The sequence below is a fragment of the Kitasatospora sp. NPDC057904 genome (genome assembly GCF_042887925.1).
GTDB lineage: Bacteria > Actinomycetota > Actinomycetes > Streptomycetales > Streptomycetaceae > Kitasatospora.
This window is the reverse complement of sequence record NZ_JBHVOL010000013.1, coordinates 234,540-258,808: the sequence shown is the minus strand read 5'-3', so window position 1 is coordinate 258,808 and position 24,269 is coordinate 234,540. Positions and strand designations below refer to the sequence as shown.

The following is a 24,269-nucleotide window of genomic DNA, read 5'->3' as shown; positions in this document are numbered from 1 at the left end:
GCCCGGACGGGGAAGCCGCACCGGCGGACCGGGGGACGGCCGTGCGAGGAGGCAGGACACGATGGAACGGAGAGCACCCACCGCGACCGGGCGCGAGACGCGGCACGACCGCGGGCTGGACGCCCTGGTGAGCGGGCTCGCCTTCGGGCTGCGCAGCCGGGCGTGGGAGGTCGTGCGGGGGGTGCGGCCCGGGACGCTCCTGGCGCTGGTGCTGCTGTCGCTGGGCCTGCTCGTGGCCGGCCTGTGGACCGCGCCGGCGTCCGCCGTCTGGGCGTTCGCCGGCTGCTCGGCCCTGATACTCGCGATCGCCGTCGTGGTGCTGCGCGCCTGTGTCGTGGCCGACGGGAGCAAACGGTGACCGGCCCGTTCGGCCCGCGCGGCCCGCTGTCCGCGGCGGTGCTGGGCCTGGTGTCCGCCGGACCGCCCGGCGCAGGGCGGCTGCTCGCCCCGCCGGGCCCGTTCACCGACCCGTGGGGCGAGGACCACCAACTCGCGCTGTACCTCTGCTACGAACTTCACGACCGGGGTCTCGCGGGCGTCCACCCGGGCTGGGAGTGGGAGCCCGAACTGTTGCTCCTGCGACGGGCATTGGAGCGCTCCTTCCTCGCGGCGGTGCGCGCGGAGGCGGAGCCCGTCCCGTCGGTGCCGGCCGCCCTCGACCAACTGCTGACGGAGTCCCCGGACGACACCGGCCCGTCGCACTTCCTGCGCGACGAGGGCGAGCTCCGACACGTCCGCGAGTACCTCGTGCACCGATCGGTCTACCACCTCAAGGAGGCCGACCCGCAGCTGTGGATGCTGCCGAGGATCCACGGGCCCGCGCAGGCGGTCCTGACGGCGATCGTCTACGACGAGTACGGGGCCGGGCGCCCCGAACGCGCTCACGCGGGGCTGTACGCCCGGATGATGGCGGCCTTCGGCCTCGACCCGGGCTACGCGCACTACCTGGAGCTCGTCCCGGCCGCCGCCCTCGCGGTGGTCAACCTGATGACGCTCTTCGGCCTGCACCGGGCGCTGCGCGGCGCGGCCGTCGGGCAGTTCGCCGCCCTGGAGATCACCTCCTCGCCCGGTGCCGCACGGCTGGCGGCCGCGCTGGAGCGGTTGGGCGGGGGACCGGACGGGACGCTGTTCTACCGGGAGCACGTGGAGGCCGACGCCGTCCACGAGCAACTGGTCCGCCACGGAGTGGTTGAGCGACTGATCGCGGACGAGCCCGCGTTGGCGCCGGACATCGCCTTCGGCCTGGCGGCCGCGCAGGTCGTCGACGGCCGGTTCGCGGACCACCTGCTCGCCCGCTGGCGGGCCGGCCGCACGTCCCTGCGCTCACCCCTGCCCGAGGCCGCCGTCCGTGCCCCCGCCGCGTGAGCGGTACCCGCGGCGTCGCCGGTGGCTGGTGTCGCAGAACGGGTAGCACCGGCTCCGGCGGCACACGCACAGTGCCACCACCGGCCGTTCGGAGACCCTGATCTCGCCGCCGGGCAGGACCACCTCCACCGGCCCCTCGACGAGCAGCGGACCGTCCGGCACGACCACCACCCGGGTCGTGGGCCGGTCAGCGTTCCCGGACACCGCGCACCACCACCAGGACCTCCCACCGCTCGCCCGGGGCGATCAGCCCGAGCCTCTCGAAGAGTGCGGCACGGGCCGTCATCACCGGCCCGAAGGCCTGCCGCCGTCGAGCCGTCACCGCCGTCCGCAGCCCGGCCGCGGCCAGGGCCGCCAGCGTGGCCGGGACGTCCGCCAGGGACGACTGCACGACGAGCAGCACGCCGCCGCGGGCCAGCCGCCGCGGCGCCTCCCGGCAGATCCGGTCCAGCACGAGGCGTCCGTCCGGCCCCGCGTCCCACGCGAGCCCGCGGCCGTGCCCGCGGCGGGTGGTCGGCGCCGGCACGTAGGGTGGGTTGGCGGTGATCAGGTCGAAGTCCTCGTCCGCCACCGCCGCCAGCAGGTCACCCCGGCGCAGCCGGATCGCGAGTCCGCGCAGCCGGGCATTGAGCCAGGCCGCCGCCACCGCTCGGGGCGACAGGTCCACGGCCGTCACCCGGGCGCCCTCGTGCGCGGCCGCGAGTGCGACGGCGCCCGTGCCGGTGCACAGATCGAGCACCCGGCTGCTGCCGTCCAGACGCTCGCGGTGCACGCACGAGACCAGCAACTCGGTGTCGCCCTGGGGCCGGTAGACGCCTGGCGGTCTGATCATCAGCATGTCGTCCAGCCGCCTCTCAGCGGTGCCCGGCCAGGGCGGTGACCCGGCGCAGCACCACGCCGTCCGGGGCGTTCGCGTGCGGGTCGATCCGAAGCCGTGCGTCGGGCAGGTCCGCGACGGTTCGTGCGAGGACCTCCACCAGCGGCACCGCCGCGACGTTCGCCGGGAGGTTCTTCAGGTAGTGGAGGGCGAACACCAGCGGCTTCCCGAGCCGGCGCAGCAGCCGGACGAGTTCGGTGAGCCGGACCGGCGAAGCGTTCTCGTAGCCCTGGTGCAGGTGGAGGAGGTCGGACTCGTCGTGGTGGCGTCGGACCCAGTCGGGGTCGAGCATGGCCGGCGGCCACCAGCCCCACCGGCTCCGGGGCGTGCCGCGCGGGCACGGGTCCGGCAGCAGCCGCACCGGGTCCCGGGCGGTCAACGAGGCGAGGTGCCGGACGTAGACGTGCCCGGCGGGGACGGCCGCCACCCGGATCCCCGTCCGGTACTCCGGCTTCGGCGCGGAGTGGCCGGCCGGGAGATCGGGGACGACAGTGGTCATGGCTCCTCCAGAGACTCGCTCAGCGGCTCGTTCGCCGGGCGGCTGCCCCCGGCGGTGCGGGCGAAACGGTGAACGGCCGGTCAGCCGGCGCCGGGCAGTCGCACCTCCAGGTGCCCGGAGAGCACCCGGGTCTCGAACACCGGCTGCGGCGAGGTGGCCGGGCCGCTCGCGACCTCGCCGTCGCGCAGGCGGAACTCGCTGCCGTGCCACGGGCAGCGCAGGCAGCCGTCGGCCACCGTGCCCTCGCCGAGCGGGCCGGAGAGGTGCGAGCAACGCTCCGCGAGCACGTGGCAGCGCTCTCCCTCGCGGACGACGACCACGGGAAGGCCGCCCGCCGTTCTGCGGACGGGTGCGCCCGGTGGGAAGTCGTCGACCGGGCCGAGGCCGACCCAGTCGGCGGGTGCCAGCCGGTGTACGGCGGCGGCCCGGTTGGGGCCGGCGGCCTGCCCGTAGGCCAGGTGTCCGCCGAGCGTGCCGCCGACCGAGACGGCGGTGAGCCCGGCCAGGCCGAGCAGCCGGCCACGAGCGCGGTGACCGCGGCAGCGGGCCAGCAGCGATCCGGTGTACAGCAGCACGCCGGTGGTGTTGGCGAGCGCGTGCACCAGGCCGGTGCGGCGGCGGGGCGGGTCGAGCCGGGCCCAGTCCACCCAGCCGGACAGCGCCGCCGGCGCGGCGCCCAGCAGTCCGACGGTCACCATGGCGTCGGCCGAGCGGTGCGCGCCCGGGAGGAAGTCCAGCAGTCCGGCCGACGTCCAGCAGCCGATCGGCACCTGGACCAGCACCGGGTGCAGCGGATGGCCGAGCCACACGCCGTGCAGGGCGTCGCGGTACGGCCCGAGCGGAAGGGATTCCACCGCGTCGGCGAGCGGCCCGGCCGGGAGGTCGAGGACCTCCCAGTGGGCCGGGGCGTCGAGCGCGCGGCGCAGCCGGCGGGACCACCGGTCGACGGGCAGGGCTGAGGCATGCGGGTGTGCGTCCATACCCGGCGGCTTGCCGGGTCCCGCGCGGTCAAACCCCCGGCCGGGCGTGTGCCGGGCGGCGATCCGGGTACACGCGCAGCGCCGGACAGGCCGTGGAGGCGGCCCCGGCACCTATACTGCGGTGATCACGCTGCGGCGCGACCCGCCGTGACGACCGACAACAGTCGGTCCCGCCCGCTGGCGGCGGACCGATGGAAATACGAGGCGCGGAGATGGCCGATCTGACGCGGATCGCGCAGATCATGGCCGAGGCGGTCAACGGCCTGGGACGCCCCTCTCTGCCCGAGCGGCTCTGCGGGGCCTGCGTCGAGGCCCTGGCCGTCGAGGCCGCCTCCATCACGCTGATGGCCGACACGGGCCACCGCGCCGGCGTCTGGGCCAGCGACGGAAGGGCCCGGCGGCTGGAGGAGCGGCAGTTCAGCCTCGGCGAGGGCCCGGGCGTGGACGCCTTCCGCGAGCGGCGGCCGGTGGCGGTCGCCGACCTGCTGGCCCCCGACGAGGTGCGCTGGCCGGTGTTGGTGGCGGACCTCGCCCCGACCGTGATCGACCACCAGGGACTGCGGAGCGTCTACGCCTCGCCGCTCCACCTGGGTACCTCCGGCATCGGCGTGCTGAGCCTGTACCGCTCCGACCCGGGCCTTCCCGGCGCCGGGGAGGTCGCCGACATCCAGGTCGCCGCGACCAGCGTGACCCTCGCGATCGTCGGCTCCTTCATGGCGCCGTCCGGCGAGGTGCCGCTCCAGCCGTGGCTGGACGACCCGCCGCTCAACGGCGTGGAGGTGGACCAGGCGGTCGGCATGATCATGGTGCAGCTGGGGGTGTCGGCCGACGAGGCCCTCGACCGGCTGCGCGCCCACGCGTTCGCCCACGACGGCGAGATCGACGAGGTGGCGCACGAGGTCGTGCAGCGACGGCTGCGGTTCACCGAGGAGGACCGATGACGGATGACCGACGGCGGGGCACGGGCGTAGCCTTGCCCCGAAGGGAAGTGGAGGCGGTCATGACGCGCGAGGCCCGCGTGAACGAGGCGTTCGCCGGGCTCACCGGGACACTGATCGGACCCGGCTACGACACCGTCGAGTTCCTGCACCGGCTCACCGAGGTCTGCACGGCGCTCAGCGGCGCGGCTGGCACCGGTCTCGTGGTCGCGGACCGGCGCGGCGGGCTGCGCGACATCGCCTACTCCAACGACCGGGTCCGCCGGCTGGAGGCGCTGCAGATCTCGGTCGGCGAGGGGCCCTGCCTGGACTGCCACCGCACCGGCGAGCAGGTCGTCGTGCGGGACCTCCGGCAGGCCCGGGCACGCTGGCCGCAGTTCACGCAGCAGGCGCTCGACCTCGGTTTCCGTTCGGTGCGCGCGGTGCCGCTGCGCCTGGACGGCCGGGTCGTGGGCGCGCTCAACGTCTTCGACGTCCGCTCCGGGGTCGAACCCGGCCAGGACGGCCCGGACGTCGTGCAGCCGCTCGCCGACCTCGCGGTGATCGCCCTGCTCCAGCGCAGGTACGGGCGGGAGCAGACCGCCGCGGAGGAGATCAGCGCCGCGCTGGTGGACCGCACCGCCGTCGAACGGGCGAAGGGCGTGCTCGCCGAGGCCGGCGGCCTCGACATGGACACCGCTTTCGAGGTCCTCCGCTCCCATGCCCGCCGCGGCGGGCAAAGCGTGGCCGACGCGGCCCGCGCCCTCGTCGAGGGCCGCCTGGACCCGGACGCGGTGCTGGCCGGCTGAGGGCTGCGCGGCTCGTGGTCCCCGGGGGCCCGGAACCGCGGTCGCCATCGCTTCACGGACGGTTCCCAGGCAGGGGCCGCAGCACCGGTCCGGCGACGCCGGACCGGTTTCGTCCGTCGACGTGACCGCGCGCCGGGACGGTTACGCCGGCGCGCAGCGGGCAGGCGCGGGGCCGGTCGGGAAACGCCCGGCCGCAATCCGTGAGGAGGCCCCGGATGAGCATGGTCAAGGAATCGGTCGACGTCGACGTTCCGCTGCACACCGCCTACAACCAGTGGACGCTGTTCGAGGAGTTCCCCCGCTTCATGGAGGGCGTCGACTCGGTGACCCAGCTGGACGACCGCCACAACCACTGGCGCACCAGCATCGGCGGCGTCACCCGGGAGTTCGACACCGAGATCGTCGACCAGCTGCCCGACGAGCGCATCGCCTGGCGCACGCTGGACGGCGAGGTGGAGCAGAAGGGCGTCGTGACCTTCCAGCGCCTCGACGACCGGCACACCCGCGTCAACATGGCCATCGACTTCCGCCCCCAGGGCATGGCCGAGAAGGCAGGCGACGTGATGGGCATGGTCGACCGGAGGGTCAAGGGCGACCTGCGGCGTTTCAAGGACTTCATCGAGGAGCGCGGCCGCGCGGAGGGCGGCTGGCGGGGGCGGATCACTCCCGGCTGAGCCGCCCCGCCCGTGCCGGGGCCCCGGTTCTCGCGATCAGGGCCCCGGCACGGGCGGTTGGGCCCGGAGCCGGCGGGTAGGCGCGCCGCATGGAGGACATCGGCCCCCCGGCGGACGACCCGTTCGGCGGCACCCCTGAAACGCTCGACCTGTGCGACCTCTGCGGCCGGGCCGTCCCTGGCGACGACCTGCTCAGCGCGCTCGTGCCGGACTCGTCCGCGTTGCACGTCAGCGACCCGGACCTGGACGGCAAGAGGGTGCTGACCGCCTGCACCGTCGGCCACTTGGCCGACCTGATCGAGCAGTACCGCCGCCGCCCATTCGTCCTGGAGGAGCAGTGGGCCGGCAAGGTCTGCCGGGTGATCGCCGAGTACGACGACGAGCCCGTCCCCATCAGCACCGTCGCCGCGCTCAGCGGCCTCTCCGTGGAGCAGGCCCAGCAGGGCGTCGAATGGCACAACGCCAGGGCCCGCGAATGGCGCGCGCGGTACGGCGATCCGGATGACGACTGACAGCGAGGGACCGACCATGAAGAAGGCCAAGCACTACCGCCTGGTCGTGACCGACCCGTACCGCGAGGTCGTGCTCACCGCTACCGGTGCGATGGGTGACGATGGCACCGAAGTGTATGTCGACGACACCGGTGCGGTTCGCGCCGAGATCGACCGCGACGGTGCGGTCCGCACGGTGACCACCACACTTCCGATCGGCCGCCCGGCCCGAGCCGAGCCGCTGGACTGACGGCACGACGGAGCCCCGGGCACTGTTCCGGGGCTCGGTCACACCTCCGTCCTCACCTCACAGTGCGGCGGTGTCGGGGGCTGTCGGCTCGGTTGCTCCGGGTGGCCCGTTCCGTCGCCCGCCGCCGGCAACGTCGGCGGCCGTCGGGCCCTCGTTCTGCGGGCGGGCGCTGTCCGACAGGGGCCGGGCACCGCTGTGCTGCGTGCGCTCGTGTCCGTGTCGGCCGCGCATCGCCACGGCCCACGCACGTCGTCTGGGGTTCACCACTGCCCTCCGGGGTTCGGGGCGGACACCCGGGCCCGCCGTGCCGAGCGGCTACCCGTACGGGGCTCCGGCAATCCGGCATGGCCGTGCGCAAGCCGGGTACCCGCAGGTGTTCGGGGGCACGGCCGACCACGGCCTGGCCCGCACGCGATTCCCGCCCGAAGGAGGAAGCCGTGAACCAGCACACCAAGGTCCTCGCGATCGTGACCGACTACGGCGTCGAACAGGACGAACTCCTCGTCCCCGTCCGGCACCTGCGCGGCGACGGCGTGCACGTCGACATCGCCGCCCCCAGCCGGGACGGCATCCGCACCCTCGTCCGGGACAAGGAGCCCGGTGAGACGGTGAGCCCGACCCACACCCTCGGCGAGGTGGACGCCACCGGCTACGACCTGCTGCTCATCCCCGGCGGCACACTCAACGCCGACCACCTGCGGATGCGCCAGGAAGCCGTCGACCTCGTCCTCGCCTTCACCACCTCCGGCCGCCCGGTCGCCGCCATCTGCCACGGCCCGTGGCTGCTCGCCGAGGCCGGCGTCGTGTACGGCAAGGAGATCACCTCCTTCCCGTCACTGCGCACGGACCTCGCCAACGCCGGCGCGACCTGGACGGACGCCGCGCTCGTCACGGACGACACGAACGGCTGGCGCCTCGTGACCTCGCGCAAGCCCGAGGACCTCGAACAGTTCCTGCGAGGGATCGACGCCGCGCTGAAAGTGCGGGCCGCGACGGTCGGTCAGCACTGAGAGCCGCGGGTCCGGCGGCTGCCCAGCCGGGGCCGCGGGGCAGCCGAGCGCGGACCGGGAGCCCGATCCGCAGGTCAGCGGGCGGGGAAGCGGTGGCGCTCCACAGGCGCGCGAAGCCGTCCCAGAACGCCCGGCCGGCCGGCTCGTCCGGGCCGCGGTGGGAGCAGAAGTCCCAGAAGTCCCAGAAGTCCCAGAAGGCGTCGTGGGCGGAGGCGCCCGTGGGGATCTCGTTCGGCGGTTCGGGCTCGTCGGGTGGTGGTGCCGGGGTCAGCGGCGGAGCAGGAGATCAGTGGCCTGGGCCGGGCCCGCCGCGGCCCGACAGGTGGTCAGCAGGCAGGGCGGGCACGGCACGTCCGCCCGAGTCGGCGCCGCGGGTACGCGGATCGCGTGCGCCCCGGCGGCGAGGGCCGCGGCGACGACGGCGTCGCCGGAGGCGATCACCGTGACCCGGGAGGGCGGCAGGCCGAGGGCCAGGCAGACGGAGGTCACCAGGGCAGGGGCCCCGGTCAGGGCGAGTGCCGTTGCTCCGACGAGCCGTGGCCGGTGAGGTGGTCTCGGACGGCGGCGATCGCGCCTGTCCCGGGGGGAAGCCCCCACACGGGCCGGGGCGGAGTCGTGGGAGGGGCCTCGCGTACGCGCTTCGAGCAGCGCTGCAGCTCCTCGGCCGGGGCACGGAGCCGCAGGGCGGGGAAGAGCCGGTTCTCCTCGCCGCTCAGGTGGGTGCGGAGTACGACGAGCAGCGTGTCAGTGGCGTGGTGCCGCTCGGTGACCGGCAGGCGTTCGTCGAGCGCGCGGTCGATCAGCCGGCGGATCGTCGTGTGGGTGTGGACAGCGGCGTCCGCGAGCGCGCTGCCGGCCGGGAGGTACCGCCGGATCAGCGGGTGGACGTGCTCCTCCTCGATGGTGAGGTGCCGGTCGAGGAGCTCCCGGAGTGCGTGCAGCAACCGGGTGTCGTCGTCCGGAACGGGCCCGTCGTCGGTGCGGATGCCGTCGAGTCTGCGGAGCACCGTCTCCACGGCCCGGTGTTCGGCGCACAATTCGCTCGGGAACGCTTCGGGGCCGTTCATGGCTGCTCCGTCCGGCTGGCTCGGGGTGGACCGGTGAACAGGAGCGCCTGCCCCGTTCGCGCCGGCGTATGCCCCTCAGGACGGCCGGGCTGGTGGTGCCGAGCAGGTCGGCCCGCGCCTTGAGCTCCGCCGGTTCGACCCGGTCGCCCTGGGAGCCGCGCCAAGCTCTGTTCCGGTCGGTGCGAACTCAAGGGCCTGCCCAGCGGTGACCCGCAGGGCAAGGAGCCGGCCGATCTCGTGACCGACCAGCTCGTGCGCCACACCCGGGCCGAGGAGGCCCACCTCTACCCGCTCGCGTGCTGCCGGCCCGCCGGACCCTGCCGGGTGAGCCTGCGGAAGCCGGGACCTCGTCTCCGCGAGCGCCTTGTACGGCGGGCCGTTCGGCTGGACTGTCCGCCAAGTGCCCAGTCCCTGGGGGCCGTTCCTGCACGGTCTCTTCGACGGCGCGCTCGTCGCCGGCCTTGCCGGCCTCGCGCTCCCGCTACAGGGCGGCTCCGAGCACCGGGGTCTCGGGCGGTTCCGGGACCGGGCCGGTCACGGTCGGCCCCGGTGGGAGGTGTCACGGACGGTCACCATCGGTACCACCGGCCGCGGCCGCCGCCGCTGCCTGCGGAGAAGACGAAGCCGAGGACCCAGATCACGAGGACGGCCAGGGCGATCCACCACAGGATGTGGATGGCGAAGCCTGCGCCGCCCAGGATCAGGGCCAGGAGCAGAACGAGGATGAGTATCAGCATGGGATTCGGCCCCTTCATGGGATACGGACGTTCGGACACGGCGTGTGCCCGGCCGGGGCCGATCCATTCGAATGCGAGCGAACGCGTTTTCGTGAATTCCCAGGCATCCTCGCTGGGCCTCGCCAAAGGATCATCGCCGGCCTCGAACGGGCCGGGTAAGGCCGTACGGGCCCTGCCCGGCGCCCCGGTCGCCGCACCGATCTCCTGGGCCGCTCCCTCAGCCCCGCCCGTCGCCGCGTCGCGTCTCTGCGGACGTGACGCGGCTCCGTTCCGGCCCGGCGGGGCTCGGGGTCTCGCCGTTCGTCTGCGGGTGTTGGCGCAGCAGGGCGGCGAGGAGTTCGGCGACGGTGGGGCCGGCGTCGGCGGGGTGACGCAGTTGCTTGCTCGCGATGACGCTGTAGTGGTTGGCGCGGCCGCGGCGTTCGTGGCTGAGGTATCCGGCCTGTTCGAGGTCGGTGATGATGCGCTGGACGGCGCGTTCTGTGAGCAGGCAGCGGGTGGCGATGTCGCGCACGCGGATGCCGGGGTCGCGGGCGATCTGGACCAGGACGCGGGCGTGGTTGGTCAGGAAGGTCCAGTGCCGCTCGGTCGCCGTGGCGTTTTCCATGTCTCCACGATAGGACGCCGGTTTCACGGCCGCCGAGACATGACAGCGAATTCGTGCATTGGTTGACATGTCGGGCAGAGGGGCGAACAGTGGAGGAACAGCTCCCGTCCCGCTTCCGTGGTGGATCCGGGCGGCGGCTCCTCGACCGGAGATGGTGCGCGTGGACGCGATGAGCAGAGAAGCACTGGAGCGGCTCACCACTGCTCTGCACGAGCGGATCGGCGCACCCTGCGCGCACGGTGAGGATGTCGCGCGCGTGGAGCCGCTGCGTCGGCAGGTGCGCCATGCGGTGATCGGCATGGACGCCTACCTCAGCGCGGTTGAGGCGGGCAACGGCGCTGCGGTGGAGCTGCGCGAGCAGGCCCTGGACCCTGTGGGTGGGCCTGGAACGGATCGCGTCCGTGGGGCCCGGGCGCCGCACGGCCGCCGACAACGCCTGAGGAGAGGACCGTGCCGCCCTGCCTGAAGTCGGAGACCGTCCGGGTCGGGCACGCGCTGGTGTGCTCCTTCGCCGGGGACATGATCCTGGACGGCGAACCGCTCGCCGCCCAGGCCCTGAACGCCGCCCTCGACCAGCAACCGGCCCTGCTCGCCGTCGACCTGGCCGGCGTGGAGCTCTTCACCTCCACCGGCCTCAACCTGCTCCTGACCGCCCGCCGTCGTGCCGCGGCCGAGGGAGTCCCCCTCGTACTGGTCGCCCCCAGGCAGCAGACACTGCGGGTCCTGGAGATCACCGGGACCGCCGTCCTGTTCGCGGTCTACGCCACCGCCGAGGACGCCCTGCGGCACTACCCGCCGCAATCGTCGCCCGCCTGAGTGCATGGTCCCGATGGCATCGGGTACCCGTCATGTTTCGGAACGCGACCAACCGAAACGATCCCTGGGCCGCCATGCACACCACTGCCGAATCCGCGCCCGTACACCGCCACCGGATCCTGTCCTTCAACGCCGGGAGCCTGCCGGTCGGCGACGGTCTCGCGTTCACCCGCCAGGCCCTGGCCGACTGGCACCTCGCCCCCTCCGGGCTCGCGGACGACGTGCAACTCGTCGCCGCGGAACTGCTCACCAACGCCGTCCGCCACGCCGGCGGCGCCCTCGCCCTGGACCTGGCCCAGCACGGCTCCCGCCTGCGCATCGCGGTCACCGACCCGGGCCCGGGCACCACCCTGCCCCGGCCCGGCCTTCTGCGGCCCGGCCGGATCGGCGGCTACGGCCTGGTCATCGTGGAGCGCCTCGCACGGCGCTGGGGAGCGTTCCCGTCCGACCACGGCAAGACCGTGTGGGCAGACCTGGTCACGCCACCCGCACCCGCGTGACGAAAGTCCGCAGACCGCGGTTACCGCCCGTTCCGTGAGGAAGCCGCCTGGTGGCCGCTTCCACCGGGCGCAGTCCGTTCGGTGCGGTGACCGTTGTTCTGTCGGCGTCGGCGGTGAGGAGGATCCCGGCGTCGGCGAAGACCGCCACCAGGCCCGCCGGGAAGCCGCTGGGCGGGAAGGCGTCGAGACGGACGGTCCCGCCCGCAGTGGCGGAACGCCAGAGGAGGTGAAAGAGCCCGCAACTCGGCGATCGCGCACCCGCTGCTCCTGAACTCACACGTTCCGGACACTCTCGACGTCGGGAAGCGCCAGCCGCTCGGCGATGGTCAGGGCCCGGCGAAGATGCGCCGCACGTTCGCGGGTGTTCCCCTCCCGGCCGAAGCTGTCGGCGATTCCTTCCAATGCGCGTACTTCCTGAAGCGGATAGGAGATTGCCCGGGCGACCTCCAGCGCGCGTGTGTGATGTGCGCGCGCCTCGACCCACCGCCCTCGCTCAGAGAGGAGCCTGCCGAGCGCGTTGAGGGTTTCCGTTTCGATCCCGGGGTCCTGGAGGTCGCCGCACAGAGCAAGACCCCGCCTCAGGCTCTCGGCTGCGGCGTCGAGTTCGCCCGTGGCCCGTTGGGCATCGCCGAGGTGGACCAGCGCGCGGGCTTCGGCCGCCGGCACGCCGATGGCGCGGAACCCGGTCAGAGCCTGCTGGAGGAGTTCGACGGCCTCCGCGTGGTGCCCGGTCTCGTGCTGGAGGCTGCCCAGCGTGACGAGGGCGTCCAGCTCGCCCCGGCGTATGCCCGCCGTGCGGTACATCTCCAACGCGGCCCGGAGGTTGTCGGCGGCCACCTCGTGCTGCCCGGTCACGAGTTGGACACGTGCCAGTAGGGCGAGGGAGTTCGCGTGGCCGATCGGGTTTCCCATGGCACGGAGGATCTCCAGAGCTGCCCGGTGGTTCTCGGCGGCCTCCTCGTACCGTCCCATCGCCTCCTGCGCCAGACCGAGGCCCTGATGGGCGTTGGCTTGGCAGAACCGGTTTCCCATGGCGCGGAACTGGCTGATCGAGGCGTCGTGGTTGCGTGCCGCGTCTTCGTAGCGCCCGGTCTTCTCTCCGATCAGGCCGAGATTGAAATGGACGTTGCCCAGGCCGACCCGGTCCCCCAGGGTGCGGAACAGGTCAAGAGCCGGCGGGAGGTTCTCGGTGGCCTGGTCGGTGTGCCCGGCGAGCTGTTGGACGAAGGCGAGTCTGACCAGGGCATTGGCCTGGCCGGGAAGATCGCCGGCTTCCTGGTAGATCGCCAGTGCCGCGCGGCACGAGTCGATCGCGGCCTCGTACCGTCCCTCGCTCTGTTGCACATCCCCTAGACAGAAGTGCGTGTATGCCTCGCCGAGCCGCTCACCGAGCGCCCGGTACAGGGTCAGTGCCTGCCGGAGCAACTCCGTGGCCGGTTCCAGCTGCCCCCGCAGGTCTCGAAGCTTGGCCAGGTACACCAGGGCGTCGGCCTGGCCGAGCCGGTCGCCCGTGACGGTCGCGGTGTCCAGAGCGATCCGGTGCAGGGTCTCGGCTTGCTCCCAGTGGCCCTGGCCCCGAAGGATCTCGTGCAGGGCCGATGGCAGACGTACGGCGTGGAGCGGGCGGTCGTGTGCGGCGGCGAGCTCCACGGCCGCGTGCAGGTTGGCGCGTTCGGTCAGCATCCAGGCGGTCGCCCGTTCCGGGGTCGAGAGGTCGGGGCTGATCGCGGAGGGCGCGTGGCTGGTGGCGGGCTGGCTGTGGCGGGCGAAGTGGCGGTTGGCGGCGGTGCTGCCCGCCAGGTAGTAGTCCAGCAGCCGGTCCAGGGCAGCGACGCGTTCCTCGGGCCGGTCCGCCCCGGCAAGGTCGCGGGCGTGCTCGCGCAGGAGGTCGTGCATGCGGTAGCGGCCGCGGACCGGTTCGTCGATCAGATGATGGTCCTCCAGCACCTCCAGCCGCCGCCGGGCCGTGGGGAGATCGGTGCCGTCCAGCGCCGCGGCGGCGTAGGCGTCGAGGTCGTCACCCGGGTGCAGGCCGAGCCGTCGGAACAGCCGCTTGAGATCCGTCGGCAGGTGGCGATAGGAGAGGTCGAAGACGGCGGCCACCGAGGTCGTCCCGGCACAGATCGCGTCCAGGCGCCCGGTGGCATCGCCGAGGTCCGAGACGAGATCGGCGACCGACCAGGACGGATGGTGACGCAGACGGGCCGCCAGGAGCTGGACGGCCAGCGGCAGATACCCGCACAGGCGTACCATCTCGACGACCGAGGGGTCCTCGGGCAGCAGCCCCGCTCGGCCGACTTTGGCCGTGAACAACTCGGCGGCCTCGCGCGGGGGCAGAACGTCCAAGGTGATGGGGACGCTGTCCTCAAGACCCACCATCCGACGGCGGCTCGTGACCATCACCAGGGTTCCGGGCGCGGCGGGAAGCAGGGGTCTGACCTGCTCGCTGCCGAGAGCGTCGTCCAACAGCAGAAGGATCTTCTTGCCCGCCACCCGGCTGCGCCACATACCTGCCCGCGCCGACAGCTCGGACGGGATCTCCTGCGGCGCCACCCCGACGGCCAGGAGCAGGGCGGCGAGGGCCTCGGCCGGCCCGACGACGCGCGTGCCCGGGGTGTGTGCGTGCAGCGGCAGGAAGATCTGGCCATCGGGGAAGTCGGAGGCCAAGCGGTGCGCGCAGTGGACGGCAAACGCGCTCTTGCCGATGCCCGGCATGCCGTCGACGGCGTGGATCCCCAGCACGCCACCCGCTTCGGCGCCACGGCGGCACGCGGCGAGCACGAGGTCGAGTTCTTCCCGGCGCCCGATGAACGCGGGGATGTCCCGAGGTAGCGAGGCGACCGGGGGCGGCGTCGTCTGCGACGCCCTCGCCGCGGACCGTGCGGACGGCGCGCGTGGTACCGGGGGCGCGGGTTCGCCGTCGGAGGCCAGGATCTGCTGATGGGCCTCGCGCACCGGGCCGCCCGGGTCGACGCCGAGTTCCTCGGCGAGCCTGGTCCGTAGTTCCCGGTGGACGTCCAGGGCCTGCGCGGTGCGGCCGCAGCCGTGCAGGGCCAGCATGAGCTGGGCGTGGAACGTCTCGTGGAGCGGGTGTTCGGTGGTCAGCGCGGTCAGTTCGGCGACGAGTTCGTGGTGGCGCCCGCTGTGCAGGCCGGCGGCGAAAACCCGCTCCAGCAGGGCGAGTCGGGCCTCGCGCAGCCGGGTGGCCTGGGGACAGGCGGCCAGCGCCGGCACGTCGGCGAACGGCTCGCCCCGCCACAGGGCCAGGGCCCCTTCCGCCTCCGCCGCCACCGTCGCCCAGTCCTCGCGCTCGTGCGCGTCGCGCACCCGCTCGGCCGCGCCCGCGAAGGCGAGGAGGTCCAGTTCGTCCGGCTCCACGACCAGCAGGTAGCCGTTGGGCACCGAGCGCAACCGGGCCCCGTACCGACACAGAACCGTTCGCAGCCGGTTGACGTGATTGTGGAGGGAGGCGACCGCCGTGCGGGGCGGAGCACCGTGCCACATCAGGTCGACCAGGGCATCGACGCGGACGGTCTCACCGGGCGCGCACAAGAGCCCGGCCAGGAGCATCCGCACCTTCGGGCCGGCGATCGACAGCAGCCGCCCGTCGCATTCCACCTGCAACGGCCCGAGCACCCCGAACCGGATCCCCACCGCCGGAACCCCCGTAGTGATGAGCGCTCACATCGGCCATGGATCGCTGTTATCCACATATTAGCGGCCTGTGAGCAGACGGAGTAACGATCAGCACATCCGTCCGGACGGGGGCGACCGGCCATATCTGCCGGCTTCTCCGCCGTCCGGTGACGTGCGGCACGTCCCTAGGACGTGTTCTCTTCCGACTCAGGGCCGCTGGGTTCCCCAGGGCGTATAGCGCCTGATCGCAGCCACTTCGGTACCAGGGAGCGCCCAGGCACTCCTCACAGCGCCTGTCTCCGGTGATGCCGCTGCCTTCCGCGCCCGTGGGAAGGCAGGGCGCGGAAGGCAGTTTTCGACGGGGTGAGTGCTATGTCCCCGGCGCGGCTCAGTTCGTCACTGATGCGTACACGGCCTGCAGCTGCGCACGGTCGACCTCCGTGACGCTCAGCACGTTGATGAGCTTGTCGAGCTGCTTGGTCACCTGCTCCAGTGCCGTGTCGTCCGCGTTGACCACGAGGGTGACCCGGGAGAAGCCGCGCTCCTCGGCCGGGACGACGGCGAGGGAGTCGATGTTGAAGCCGCGCCGGCTGAAGAGGGCGGTGATCCGGGTGAGCGCGCTGGGCTTGTCCTCGACGAGGACCGACAACGTGTGCTTGCTCATGAGTTGTCACTCTCCCACTTCGGAGTCATGTCCCGGGCGATCATGATGTCGTCGTTGCTGGTCCCGGAAGGGACGAAGGGCCAGACCATCGCGTCCTCGTGGACCACGAAGTCGATGACCACCGGCACGTCGTTGATCTCCATCGCCTTGGCGATCGTGTCGTCCACGTCCTCGGGCCGGGTGCACCGCAGACTGACGCAGCCGTAGGCCTCCCCGAGCTTCACGAAGTCGGGGACGCGCTGGGCCGTCTGCAGATCGCTGTTGGAGTACCGCTCGCCGTAGAACAGCCCCTGCCACTGGCGGATCATGCCGAGGTTGCCGTTGTTGATGACCGCGACCTTGATCGGCACACCTTCGACCGTGCAGGTGGCCAGCTCCTGATTGGTCATCTGGAAGCAGCCGTCCCCGTCGATCGCCCAGACCACCGTGTCCGGCCGGCCCATCTTGGCGCCCATCGCGGCGGGCACGGCGAAACCCATCGTGCCCAGGCCGCCGGAGGTGATGAAGGAGCCGGGCTTCTCGAAGCCGATGAATTGGGACGCCCACATCTGGTGCTGGCCGACGCCGGCCACGTAGAGGGCGTCCGGCCCGACGACGGAGCCGAGCCTCTCCAGGACGTACTGCGGAGCCAGCGAGCCGTCCGCGAAGTCCTCGTACCCCAGCGGGTAGGTCTCCTTCAGCCCGTCGAGCAGCGCGCGCCACTTGACGTAGTCACCGGGGCGGTCGATCGCGTGGACGAGGGCGCCGATGACCTCCTTGCAGTCACCCACGATCGGCACGTCCGCCACCCGGTTCTTGGAGATCTCCGCCGGGTCGATGTCCGCGTGGATGACCTTGGCCCGCGGTGCGAACGACGCCAGCTGCCCGGTGACCCGGTCGTCGAACCGCACGCCCAGGGCGATGAGCAGGTCCGACTTCTGCAGTGCGCCCACCGCCGGGACGCTGCCGTGCATGCCGGGCATCCCCATGTGGAGCGGGTGGTCGTCGGGGAAGGTGCCCCTGGCCATCAGCGTGGTGACGACCGGAATGCCGGTCAGCTCCGCCAGGCTGAGCAGTTCCGCCGAGGCGCCGGCCTTGTGCACGCCGCCGCCGACGTACAGCACCGGGCACTCGGCCTCGGAGATCAGCCTGGCCGCTTCCTGGATCTGCTTGGCGTGCGGCCGGGTGACCGGCCGGTAGCCCGGCAGCTGCGTCGTCGGTTCCCAGTGGAATTCGGTGCGGGCCTGCAACGCGTCCTTGGAGATGTCGACCAGTACCGGACCGGGCCGGCCCGTGGAGGCGATGTGGAAGGCGTCCGCGATGGCGCGAGGGATGTCGTCGGCGTCGGTCACCAGGAAGTTGTGCTTGGTGATCGGAAGGGTGATGCCGCAGATGTCGGCTTCCTGGAAGGCGTCCGTGCCGATCATGCTGCTCGACACCTGGCCGGTGATGGCCACCATCGGGATGGAGTCCATGTACGCGTCGGCGATCGGGGTGACCAGGTTGGTGGCGCCCGGCCCGGAGGTGGCCATGCAGACACCGACCTTGCCGGTCGCCTGGGCGTACCCCTCCGCCGCGTGTCCGGCACCCTGCTCGTGCCGCACCAGTACGTGGCGGATCTTGCTCGAATCGTAGAGCGCATCGTAGGCGGGCAGAATCTGGCCGCCCGGAAATCCGAACACGGTGTCGACTCCGGCGTGCTCCAAAGCCCTGACCAGAGCTTGAGCACCTGTCATCTGTTCGGTCATCTGCTCGTTCCTGTTGACTTGGCTCGAATGCTGGGCGTGCCTGCTGACCCGAGTTGTGCTGAGGGGAATGACGCCCGTTCGCAAGGCTGATTCGAAGGGCAGCGCGCAGCACCCGGCAGTTCCCGGACTGTGAGTCCGGGAAGTACGACGAGGTGGCGCGCCAAGAGCGGTGTCGGGTGACGACAACGCGCCCAGCGGCTCCGAGGGATCAGAACTCCCGTCGGAGCAGAGCAAGTCCGTTCGTGACGGCCCAAGCAAGTTCCCGCAGCAAGCCGCGAGAAGGTTCGGCCGCAGCCTAACTTCCCGCCGTGTGGCGGTGCAAGTCCCACGGGCTCTGGCCAGCCACTCCGCCGTGCTGGCCGACAGTCGGTCAGATCCGCTATGCCGTCACGCAGTTAGCACCGCCGCGACCTGTTCGAGAACCCCCGCCGGCCGCCGCGTCGACGGATGTGCCGTCCACGCGCGCGCCGGCATCACTGACGAGGCGTCAGTCGACATCTTGGCCACCGACCCCCGGAGCCGACAACATCGCCCAAACCACCCGACCGATCCGCGACAACCCCGACTGAGCACTCCCACTCCTGGGTATCACCGACAATCCAGACACCAACGGATCTTGACCGAGCCATGCCTTGCGCCGGCCACCTGGGTGAATTAACTTTGCGATGCATCGGCGTTGGGGGGATCTGACGTCGCCGCCCCCGGGGCCCACCCGCAGCCCGCACCGGGACCGTCACGAATGTCTTACTCAAGGCCACGGCCTCGGGCAGCTTCCCATCAGCTGCGCCGTGCGTTCCATGGACGCCCTTGGCCTTCCGCTTCGCTGCCGAGGACGGCTGCACCCGGATGACCCTCAATGCTCCACGCGACGGCAGAAGCAGTTATCGACCTGCACTGTGACGTGTCATTCCGCTATCAAGGGGGAAGCGAAGTTGGACTACGGTATTGCCACCGTCAGCTTAGGTGGCGCCCTGCCGGACAAAATCAAGGCAATCGCCGACGCCGGCTTTTCCGGTTTCGAATTAATGGAATGGGACCTGCAAGGATCCTCGGTGTCCGCCGCCCGGGCCATGGCGGACGATCTCGGCCTGAAAATCCTGAACTATCAGCCGCTCAGGGACTTCGAAGGCGGCCCCAGGGACCAGCTGGTGCCCAAGCTGGACCGGATCGAGCGGATCTTCGACCGCATGGAGCAGCTGAGGACGAGCACGCTGCTCCTGTGCAGTAACGTCACCGACGTTTCGGACCTCGACGACGGTGCCGTCGCCGATGACCTGGCGCGCTTGGGCGAACGGGCCGCGGTCAGAGGGTTTTCGATCGGCTACGAAGCCCTGTCCTGGGGCATACGCGTCAACACGTTCCGCCAGGCCTGGAGAATGATCGAGCGTTCCGGTGCCGACAACATCGGTCTGGTGCTGGACAGCTTTCACACTCTTGCCCTGGACGACCCTTTCGAAGACCTGGCCGACGTGCCCGCCGATCGCATCACGCTGATACAGGTGTCGGATGCTCCCCGGATGGACCTGGATGTGAAGTCCTGGAGCCGGCACCACCGCTGTCTGCCGGGCGAGGGAGACTTCGACGTAGCCGCGTTCCTGGCGCCCGTGCTGGCCAACGGCTACGACGGCCCGGTTTCACTCGAGATATTCAACGATCATTACAAGGTGCTGCCTCCTGCGCCGCTGGCACGGCAAGGCATGACCGCGTTGCGCGACGTCACGTCGGCGGCGATGAATCCGGCGACCAAGGCAGCGACTACGAGCCCGTGATGCTACGACGGCATGTGAAATCCGGCACTTCCTGAGAAGAAAGGAAACATGGTGAGCGTAGATTACGAGGTGTTCGAGTTCCCGGAGGTCAAGCCCGGCCCGGAGAAGCCGTTGGTGCTCGGCCCGGCCGGCGAGGTCTTCAATTTCGTCCGGACCGGCGAGAGCAACGGCGGCAAGTACCTGTTCTCCAAGCTGACCGTACCGCCGCACGTCGGCCCGCCGCCGCACATCCATCACCGCACCGATGAATGGTTCTACGCGCCGAACGGCGGATTCAGCATCTTCATGGGGCCCAACGAGTTCCCTGACCTGGACATCACGCCGGGCGATGGTGCCGACAGGGAAACGGTCACCATGCTGCCGATGCGCCCGAAGGAGCTGCTCTACGTTCCGCGCAACTACGTGCACGGTTTCGTCAATACCAGCGGCGTGAACCAGGAGATGTGGTTGGTCTGGTCGCCGGACACGCCCGAGAGCTCGATACTCCCGTATTTCATGAACGCGGGCAAGGTCGTGACCAGCAAGGAAGAGCTCACGGAGCCGGATTTTCTGTCCCGCATTCGCCTGGTCTCGATGGCCCGCAACTACGGCATTAATCAGAGTGCCGACTTCTGGGATTTCGTCAAGGACGTCGTCGAAGACCGGCCCGCGTGGCTGCCGGGCGACCGGCGCGCAACGCTGCTGAACCTGATCCACGATGAGATCGAGGCCCAGGCGTAGTTTCACGCCGTCGAGTCCGGGAGAAATCGCATGAAGGGTCGAGAGCCCCATGGGAATCGGTAGCAAGGATTCCATCGCCATCGTCGGCGGCGGATTGGGCGGAGCCGCAGCCGCCGCGTTGCTGCAGCAGGCCGGCCATTCCGTGACGGTATTCGAGCAGGCGCAGAAGTTCGAGCCCGCCGGCGCCGGGATCCATCTGACTCCCAATGTGATGCGCGTCTTGGGCCACATCGGGATCGGTGCCGCACTCGTCAGGTCCGGATGCCGGCCCGAATCGTTCACCAGCCGGAACCTGGTGTCGAATTCCGTCAGGTGCGCGCTGCCGCTCGGTGACCGGGCGGAGGAGCGGTACGGAGCTCCCTATCTCACCGTCGGCCGCGGCGTTCTCCACCGAGAACTGATCGATGCCCTGCGGCCGGGCAGCGTGCGGTACGGCAAGCGGCTGGTCCGGGTCGATGACTGCGGTGAGGCGGTGCGGATGCGCTTTGCCGATGGAAGCACCGCCGAAGCCTCCTGCGTCATCGGTGCCGATGGTCTGGGTTCTCAGGTCCGTGAAGTGATCTACGGCGCTGAGCGTCCCAGTTTTTCCGGCCAGATCGCGTACCGGGCGATCGTGCCCGCGGGCACCCGAATCCCTGTCGACAGGCGGTGCATCACCAAGTGGTGGGCTGACGACAGCTTTGTCATCGGCTACCCGATCGATTCCCAGAGCGACGACTACTACTTCGTCGCCGGCACGGCGGTCGATGCGTGGACGCATCCGCAGTCCTGGGTCGACGGCGACAAGGACGAGATGCTGGAGGCCTTCACCGGCTCTTGCGATGAAGTCCTCGGTCTGCTGAACGCGGCCGAATCCTTGAGCAAGTGGCCGCTCTTCGAGCGCCCGCCGTTGCAGGAATGGGGCCGAGGGCGAATCGCGCTCCTGGGCGACGCCTGTCATCCCATGAGGCCGCACATGGCCCAAGGGGCGGCCATGGCCATCGAGGACGGCGTGCTGCTGCTGCGTTGTCTCGAAGCCGAGGACGAGATCGAGGAAGCGTTCCGGCGTTACGCCGAGAATCGCAGGCAGCGTACCGGTCGGATCCAAGCCGTGTCGGCCGAGAACTCGTGGCTCAAGGAGCCCGAAGACCCGGCCTGGGTCTTCGGCCATGACGCGATGACCATTGATCTGGTACCGCGCCGGCGGTCCAGCAGCCTCACCGTCACATGAAACGGTTGATCATGAATTCGGGGGACATTCCACGTGTACGACACTGAGGTCCTGATCGTCGGGAGCGGTCCGGCGGGGTCATCCGCAGCACTGATGCTGAGCACTCTCGGCATCGACAACCTCGTGATCACGAAGCACCGCTGGCTCGCCGACAGTCCGCGTGCGCATTACAAGAACCAGCGCACGATGGAGATCTTCCGAGACCTGGACGTGGCAGACGAAATTCTTGCCAAGGCCTCGCCCAAAGAGGTGATGGGCAATGTCGTCTTCTGCACCAGCCTGGTAGGCGATGAACTGGGTCGACTGCCCTACGGCGCCAACAGACCGCAACGGCAGAGCGACTACGCGTCGGCCAGCCCCGCCGAACACTGCGACCTGCCGCAGAACCTGCTCGAACCCATCCTGTTGTCCAATGCCGCCGAGCGCGGCAGCCACGTGCGATTCGACACGCAATTCCTGCGGCTCGAACAGGACGAGCACGGTGTCACCGCGCACGTCCTGGACAGATTGAAGGGCGAGCCCTACCAGATCCGGGCCAAGTACCTGATCGGGGCGGACGGCGGCAACAGTCTCGTGGCGGAGCAGATCGGCCTCCCCATGGAAGGCGGCATGGGGCTCGCCGGCAGCATCAGCATCATTCTGCAGGCGGACCTCTCCCACCTCGTGGCACACCGTCCCGGCTATCTCTGGTGGATCATGCAGCCGGGGGCCAATGTCGGGGGCATCGGCATGGGCCTGCTTCGCATGGTCAGGCCGTGGAACGAGTGGCAGATCGTGTGGGGCTACGACATGAGCGCGGGCGAGCCCGATGTCTCCGAAATCGACGCGGTCGGCATCGCCCGTCAACTGATCGGCGACGACTCGGTGGACATCACCGTACGTTCGGTCTCGACGTGGACCGTGAATCAGATGTACGCCACGAAGTACTCCCAGGGGCGGGTGTTCTGTATGGGCGATGCGGTGCACCGTCATCCGCCGTCCAACGGCCTGGGCTCGAACACGTCGATTCAGGACGCCTACAATCTGACGTGGAAGATGGCCATGGTTCTGAAGGGGCAGGCTTCGGACCGCCTGCTGCGTACGTACGACCAGGAACGCGCGCCGATCGGCAAGCAGATCGTCGAACGTGCGAACAAGAGCATCGAGGAGTTCGGCGGAATCTTCTCCGCACTCGGACTGGACGCGAACCTGGACGCGGACCGGATGCGCGCCAATATGTCCGTCCTGAAGGAGGCCTCCGCGGCGGGCGCCGCACAACGCAAAATGCTGCGTGAGGCCATCGAGCTCAAATCCTATGAGTTCGCCACGCAAGGCGTCGAACTCAACCAGCGCTATGAATCCGACGCGGTCCGCCCGGACGGCACGGCGGAGCCCGCATGGCTGCGCGATCCCGAACTCTACTACCAGGCGTCCAGTCGGCCCGGCGCGCGCCTGCCGCATGCGTGGCTCAACCGGCAGGGTACGCAGGTTTCGAGCCTGGACGTGGTGGGCAAGGGGAAATTCACCTTGCTGACGGGGCTGAACGGGCAGATTTGGTTCGATGTCGCCAAGCGCCTTTCGGACAAGTTGAACATCGAGATTGCTGCGCATGTGATCGGCCCCGGCCATGCCGTGCAGGATCTCTACGGCGATTGGGCGGATGTCTCGGAGGTGCCGGAGGACGGCTGTCTGCTGGTGCGGCCGGATGCGTTCGTCGCCTGGCGCAAGGCGGATTCCACTGCGGCCGAGGACTCGCTGCACGCGGCCCTGCGCGAGATTCTCGGGCTGGGTTCGGAAGAGCAGACGATCGGGATGGGCTGATTCGCCCTGGCGACGAGTGGGCCTCGGCGGCTTGTCCGGGCATGGCGATGAACGAGTAGAAAGAGGTGCGTATGACTGTCCAGACGTCCTTCCCGGAGGAGCCCTCTGTGCACGAAGATGCCGAGGTCGAGGCACCGGCGGCCGACAGCATCCGGAGGATGCAGGAACTGATTCGCGGCATGGCGGTCACGCAGATGATCGCCGCCGCCTGCGAGGTCGGACTGCCCGATGCGGTGGCCGGCGACGGAACGTCGCTGACTTCTCTGTCCGAGCGACTGAAGGTCGATGCGGACGTCCTGACTCGGCTTGCCCGAGCACTGTCGTCCCATGGCATATTCGAGGTCGAGGCGGACGGCGGAATCCGCCACAACGAGGCCTCGCGCCTGCTGAGGACCACGACGGCCGGCCCCTCGCTCCACTGGGCTGCACGATTCTGGGCGATGCCGGGCATCTGGCGGTCCTGGGGGGCGCTGGGTCATTGCGTCGTCACCGGCGAGGAAGCGTTCTCGCATGTCAATGCTCAGGACTTCTTCTCGTACATGAACGGAAGTCCTGAAGAGGAAGCGCTCTATCAGCGTTACATGGCAAGCGGTTATCCGGGGCGCTACGCGGCGATCGCCGATGTGCTCACCGTGGCTCCGGGTGAAAGGGTGATCGACGTCGGTGGGGGAACCGGCAGCCTGGCGCGGGCGATTCTGGAGCGGAACCCGGACGCGCACGCGGTGGTGTACGACCAGGCCAGCGTGATTTCGGCCGGGCCCGGGGCCTCCGGAAACGATCGACTCAGCACGCAGGAGGGTAGTTTCTTCGACGAGGTGCCGCCGGGAGGAGACGTCTACGTCCTGTCGTGGATTCTTCACGACTGGCCGGACGAGAAGGCGGAGTCCATTCTTCGCAACTGCCGCAAGGCGATGGACGCCGGCGCCCGGCTCGTTGTCGTGGACCGCGTGCTGCAGGAGGCGCCGCAGGAGTGCGATCCGCTCGACCTTGTGCTGGATCTGCAAATGCTGGTATTGCATGGAGGGCGTGAGCGCACACTGGACGACTTCGAGAGACTTCTGAAAGCGGCAGGCTTCTCCGCTCCGCAGGTACTGTCCGCCCGTCCGGAGTTTTCGGTCATCCAGACACGTGCCGTGTAAACGTC

Annotated in this window: 26 protein-coding genes and 1 pseudogene; 16 read left to right on the top strand and 11 right to left on the bottom strand. The window is 70.5% G+C overall.

The annotated features are described in order from the left end of the window. Positions 1-61 precede the first annotated feature (61 nt). Both ACFVSN_RS29780 and ACFVSN_RS29775 read left to right on the top strand, forming a co-directional pair. Positions 62-358 carry a hypothetical protein gene (locus ACFVSN_RS29780; RefSeq protein WP_387598298.1) on the top strand — a complete coding sequence of 99 codons (297 nt, stop codon included), beginning with the start codon at positions 62-64 and terminating at the stop codon, positions 356-358. Further along, positions 355-1,365, top strand: coding sequence for an iron-containing redox enzyme family protein (locus ACFVSN_RS29775; protein ID WP_387598295.1), 1,011 nt, complete (start codon positions 355-357; stop codon positions 1,363-1,365). Before ACFVSN_RS29780 ends, ACFVSN_RS29775 begins: the two co-directional genes overlap by 4 nt. Here the strand turns inward: ACFVSN_RS29775 and ACFVSN_RS29770 are convergent. The 4 genes from ACFVSN_RS29770 to ACFVSN_RS29755 all read right to left on the bottom strand — a co-directional run bounded on the left by ACFVSN_RS29770 (position 1,324) and on the right by ACFVSN_RS29755 (position 3,721). After that, positions 1,324-1,569: a CDGSH iron-sulfur domain-containing protein gene (locus tag ACFVSN_RS29770; protein ID WP_387598292.1), complete on the bottom strand. Its 246-nt coding sequence runs from the start codon at positions 1,567-1,569 to the stop codon at positions 1,324-1,326. The genes ACFVSN_RS29775 and ACFVSN_RS29770 overlap by 42 nt on opposite strands. Next, positions 1,553-2,197 (bottom strand): HemK2/MTQ2 family protein methyltransferase, encoded by a 645-nt coding sequence (locus ACFVSN_RS29765; RefSeq protein ID WP_387598289.1) that lies wholly within the window; start codon positions 2,195-2,197, stop codon positions 1,553-1,555. The genes ACFVSN_RS29770 and ACFVSN_RS29765 overlap by 17 nt, the downstream gene beginning before the upstream one ends. A gap of 22 nt (positions 2,198-2,219) precedes the next feature. Continuing rightward, on the bottom strand, positions 2,220-2,741 hold the full coding sequence (locus ACFVSN_RS29760) for a hypothetical protein (RefSeq protein ID WP_387598286.1): 522 nt from the start codon (positions 2,739-2,741) through the stop codon (positions 2,220-2,222). An 80-nt stretch (positions 2,742-2,821) separates the two neighbouring features. Next, complete coding sequence (locus tag ACFVSN_RS29755; RefSeq protein WP_387598284.1) at positions 2,822-3,721, bottom strand: Rieske 2Fe-2S domain-containing protein; 900 nt, start codon at positions 3,719-3,721, stop codon at positions 2,822-2,824. A gap of 212 nt (positions 3,722-3,933) precedes the next feature. Between ACFVSN_RS29755 and ACFVSN_RS29750 the strand changes: the two genes are divergently transcribed. The 6 genes from ACFVSN_RS29750 to ACFVSN_RS29725 all read left to right on the top strand — a co-directional run bounded on the left by ACFVSN_RS29750 (position 3,934) and on the right by ACFVSN_RS29725 (position 7,872). Then, a complete protein-coding gene (locus ACFVSN_RS29750; protein ID WP_387598282.1) occupies positions 3,934-4,662 on the top strand; it encodes an ANTAR domain-containing protein in 729 nt (242 codons plus the stop codon). 59 nt (positions 4,663-4,721) lie between these two features. Further along, the gene (locus ACFVSN_RS29745; protein ID WP_387598279.1) at positions 4,722-5,447 is read left to right on the top strand and encodes a GAF and ANTAR domain-containing protein; all 726 of its coding nucleotides are present in this window, start codon (positions 4,722-4,724) and stop codon (positions 5,445-5,447) included. A gap of 215 nt (positions 5,448-5,662) precedes the next feature. Then, positions 5,663-6,121 carry an SRPBCC family protein gene (locus tag ACFVSN_RS29740; protein ID WP_387598277.1) on the top strand — a complete coding sequence of 153 codons (459 nt, stop codon included), beginning with the start codon at positions 5,663-5,665 and terminating at the stop codon, positions 6,119-6,121. A gap of 89 nt (positions 6,122-6,210) precedes the next feature. Beyond that, positions 6,211-6,633, top strand: coding sequence for a hypothetical protein (locus ACFVSN_RS29735; protein ID WP_387598274.1), 423 nt, complete (start codon positions 6,211-6,213; stop codon positions 6,631-6,633). A gap of 16 nt (positions 6,634-6,649) precedes the next feature. Continuing rightward, the gene (locus ACFVSN_RS29730) at positions 6,650-6,862 is read left to right on the top strand and encodes a DUF6296 family protein (protein WP_387598271.1); all 213 of its coding nucleotides are present in this window, start codon (positions 6,650-6,652) and stop codon (positions 6,860-6,862) included. A gap of 437 nt (positions 6,863-7,299) precedes the next feature. After that, positions 7,300-7,872, top strand: coding sequence for a type 1 glutamine amidotransferase domain-containing protein (locus tag ACFVSN_RS29725; RefSeq protein WP_387598268.1), 573 nt, complete (start codon positions 7,300-7,302; stop codon positions 7,870-7,872). Between the two features lie 267 nt (positions 7,873-8,139). Here the strand turns inward: ACFVSN_RS29725 and ACFVSN_RS29720 are convergent, their stop codons facing one another. The 4 genes from ACFVSN_RS29720 to ACFVSN_RS29705 all read right to left on the bottom strand — a co-directional run bounded on the left by ACFVSN_RS29720 (position 8,140) and on the right by ACFVSN_RS29705 (position 10,283). Beyond that, positions 8,140-8,361, bottom strand: coding sequence for a hypothetical protein (locus ACFVSN_RS29720; RefSeq protein WP_387598265.1), 222 nt, complete (start codon positions 8,359-8,361; stop codon positions 8,140-8,142). Between the two features lie 17 nt (positions 8,362-8,378). Continuing rightward, positions 8,379-8,939 carry a hemerythrin domain-containing protein gene (locus ACFVSN_RS29715; RefSeq protein ID WP_387598262.1) on the bottom strand — a complete coding sequence of 187 codons (561 nt, stop codon included), beginning with the start codon at positions 8,937-8,939 and terminating at the stop codon, positions 8,379-8,381. 569 nt (positions 8,940-9,508) lie between these two features. After that, positions 9,509-9,676 carry a hydrophobic protein gene (locus tag ACFVSN_RS29710; protein WP_387598259.1) on the bottom strand — a complete coding sequence of 56 codons (168 nt, stop codon included), beginning with the start codon at positions 9,674-9,676 and terminating at the stop codon, positions 9,509-9,511. Between the two features lie 217 nt (positions 9,677-9,893). Continuing rightward, positions 9,894-10,283, bottom strand: a complete 390-nt coding sequence (locus ACFVSN_RS29705; RefSeq protein ID WP_387598256.1) for a helix-turn-helix transcriptional regulator — start codon at positions 10,281-10,283, stop codon at positions 9,894-9,896. A gap of 160 nt (positions 10,284-10,443) precedes the next feature. On the opposite strand from ACFVSN_RS29705, the gene ACFVSN_RS29700 reads away from it, so the two are divergent. The 3 genes from ACFVSN_RS29700 to ACFVSN_RS29690 all read left to right on the top strand — a co-directional run bounded on the left by ACFVSN_RS29700 (position 10,444) and on the right by ACFVSN_RS29690 (position 11,599). Further along, positions 10,444-10,749 (top strand): hypothetical protein, encoded by a 306-nt coding sequence (locus ACFVSN_RS29700; protein WP_387598253.1) that lies wholly within the window; start codon positions 10,444-10,446, stop codon positions 10,747-10,749. Next, entirely contained in the window at positions 10,734-11,099 is a 366-nt protein-coding gene (locus tag ACFVSN_RS29695; RefSeq protein WP_387598250.1) for an STAS domain-containing protein, read from the top strand. The genes ACFVSN_RS29700 and ACFVSN_RS29695 overlap by 16 nt, the downstream gene beginning before the upstream one ends. 74 nt (positions 11,100-11,173) lie before the next feature. After that, positions 11,174-11,599: an ATP-binding protein gene (locus tag ACFVSN_RS29690; protein WP_387598247.1), complete on the top strand. Its 426-nt coding sequence runs from the start codon at positions 11,174-11,176 to the stop codon at positions 11,597-11,599. A 273-nt stretch (positions 11,600-11,872) separates the two neighbouring features. On the opposite strand, the gene ACFVSN_RS29685 is transcribed toward ACFVSN_RS29690, so the two are convergent. The 3 genes and pseudogenes from ACFVSN_RS29685 to ACFVSN_RS29675 all read right to left on the bottom strand — a co-directional run bounded on the left by ACFVSN_RS29685 (position 11,873) and on the right by ACFVSN_RS29675 (position 17,626). Beyond that, a complete protein-coding gene (locus ACFVSN_RS29685; RefSeq protein WP_387598244.1) occupies positions 11,873-15,253 on the bottom strand; it encodes a tetratricopeptide repeat protein in 3,381 nt (1,126 codons plus the stop codon). A gap of 406 nt (positions 15,254-15,659) precedes the next feature. Then, a pseudogene (gene ilvN, locus ACFVSN_RS29680) lies at positions 15,660-15,899 on the bottom strand (acetolactate synthase small subunit); the annotation flags it as partial. Further along, entirely contained in the window at positions 15,896-17,626 is a 1,731-nt protein-coding gene (locus tag ACFVSN_RS29675) for an acetolactate synthase large subunit (RefSeq protein WP_387956881.1), read from the bottom strand. The gene ACFVSN_RS29675 and the pseudogene ilvN, both read right to left, overlap by 4 nt. A 932-nt stretch (positions 17,627-18,558) precedes the next feature. Between ACFVSN_RS29675 and ACFVSN_RS29670 the strand changes: the two genes are divergently transcribed. From ACFVSN_RS29670 to ACFVSN_RS29650, 5 genes are all read left to right on the top strand, one after another. Further along, positions 18,559-19,395, top strand: coding sequence for a sugar phosphate isomerase/epimerase family protein (locus ACFVSN_RS29670; protein WP_387598239.1), 837 nt, complete (start codon positions 18,559-18,561; stop codon positions 19,393-19,395). Between the two features lie 48 nt (positions 19,396-19,443). Next, a complete protein-coding gene (locus ACFVSN_RS29665) occupies positions 19,444-20,115 on the top strand; it encodes a cupin domain-containing protein (RefSeq protein WP_387598237.1) in 672 nt (223 codons plus the stop codon). Between the two features lie 49 nt (positions 20,116-20,164). Next, entirely contained in the window at positions 20,165-21,325 is a 1,161-nt protein-coding gene (locus ACFVSN_RS29660) for an FAD-dependent monooxygenase (protein WP_387598235.1), read from the top strand. Positions 21,326-21,358: 33 nt separating this feature from the next. Next, the gene (locus ACFVSN_RS29655; protein ID WP_387598233.1) at positions 21,359-23,125 is read left to right on the top strand and encodes an FAD-dependent oxidoreductase; all 1,767 of its coding nucleotides are present in this window, start codon (positions 21,359-21,361) and stop codon (positions 23,123-23,125) included. Between the two features lie 107 nt (positions 23,126-23,232). After that, positions 23,233-24,264, top strand: coding sequence for a methyltransferase (locus tag ACFVSN_RS29650; protein WP_387956880.1), 1,032 nt, complete (start codon positions 23,233-23,235; stop codon positions 24,262-24,264). Positions 24,265-24,269: the final 5 nt, after the last annotated feature.

Coding starts and splice junctions, on each gene's coding strand:
- ACFVSN_RS29780 (WP_387598298.1), top strand. CDS start 62: ATGGAACGGAGAGCACCCACCGCGACCGGGCGCGAGACGCGGCACGAC.
- ACFVSN_RS29765 (WP_387598289.1), bottom strand. CDS start 2,197: ATGATCAGACCGCCAGGCGTCTACCGGCCCCAGGGCGACACCGAGTTG.
- ACFVSN_RS29760 (WP_387598286.1), bottom strand. CDS start 2,741: ATGACCACTGTCGTCCCCGATCTCCCGGCCGGCCACTCCGCGCCGAAG.
- ACFVSN_RS29755 (WP_387598284.1), bottom strand. CDS start 3,721: ATGGACGCACACCCGCATGCCTCAGCCCTGCCCGTCGACCGGTGGTCC.
- ACFVSN_RS29750 (WP_387598282.1), top strand. CDS start 3,934: ATGGCCGATCTGACGCGGATCGCGCAGATCATGGCCGAGGCGGTCAAC.
- ACFVSN_RS29745 (WP_387598279.1), top strand. CDS start 4,722: ATGACGCGCGAGGCCCGCGTGAACGAGGCGTTCGCCGGGCTCACCGGG.
- ACFVSN_RS29740 (WP_387598277.1), top strand. CDS start 5,663: ATGAGCATGGTCAAGGAATCGGTCGACGTCGACGTTCCGCTGCACACC.
- ACFVSN_RS29735 (WP_387598274.1), top strand. CDS start 6,211: ATGGAGGACATCGGCCCCCCGGCGGACGACCCGTTCGGCGGCACCCCT.
- ACFVSN_RS29730 (WP_387598271.1), top strand. CDS start 6,650: ATGAAGAAGGCCAAGCACTACCGCCTGGTCGTGACCGACCCGTACCGC.
- ACFVSN_RS29715 (WP_387598262.1), bottom strand. CDS start 8,939: ATGAACGGCCCCGAAGCGTTCCCGAGCGAATTGTGCGCCGAACACCGG.
- ACFVSN_RS29710 (WP_387598259.1), bottom strand. CDS start 9,676: ATGCTGATACTCATCCTCGTTCTGCTCCTGGCCCTGATCCTGGGCGGC.
- ACFVSN_RS29705 (WP_387598256.1), bottom strand. CDS start 10,283: ATGGAAAACGCCACGGCGACCGAGCGGCACTGGACCTTCCTGACCAAC.
- ACFVSN_RS29690 (WP_387598247.1), top strand. CDS start 11,174: ATGCACACCACTGCCGAATCCGCGCCCGTACACCGCCACCGGATCCTG.
- ACFVSN_RS29675 (WP_387956881.1), bottom strand. CDS start 17,626: ATGACCGAACAGATGACAGGTGCTCAAGCTCTGGTCAGGGCTTTGGAG.
- ACFVSN_RS29665 (WP_387598237.1), top strand. CDS start 19,444: ATGGTGAGCGTAGATTACGAGGTGTTCGAGTTCCCGGAGGTCAAGCCC.
- ACFVSN_RS29660 (WP_387598235.1), top strand. CDS start 20,165: ATGGGAATCGGTAGCAAGGATTCCATCGCCATCGTCGGCGGCGGATTG.